Source organism: Aliivibrio sp. 1S175 (genome assembly GCF_001690985.1).
Classification (GTDB): Bacteria; Pseudomonadota; Gammaproteobacteria; order Enterobacterales; family Vibrionaceae; genus Aliivibrio.
Map to the genome: position 1 here is coordinate 1 of NZ_MAJS01000089.1, position 234 is coordinate 234.

Annotated in this window: 1 protein-coding gene; it reads left to right on the forward strand. The window is 35.5% G+C overall.

The features are described from left to right. Positions 1–49: 49 nt before the first annotated feature. Positions 50–234, forward strand: a 185-nt coding sequence (locus tag A6E06_RS18500; protein WP_141677008.1) for a hypothetical protein, incomplete at its 3' end; no start/stop codon positions are given.

Here is a 234-nt window from a genome sequence, read left to right on the forward strand (position 1 = left end):
AGCTAGAGCTTTAGAAAACCCTAAAATTGAACCATCAGAGGTAAAAAATATGAAGAAGAAAATTATGAAGAAGTTTGCTGATTTGGCGGAAAAGTTCGGTGAAATGAACCTTTTACACTTATTAGATAAAGGCAAAAAAGCCTTTAAAAACAAGCACTTAGCAGTCGTCAGCTTTAGATGTGGTAGAGTTGAGGCTCTGCGTGAAACTTGTTTTTCAACTCTACCACATCTAAA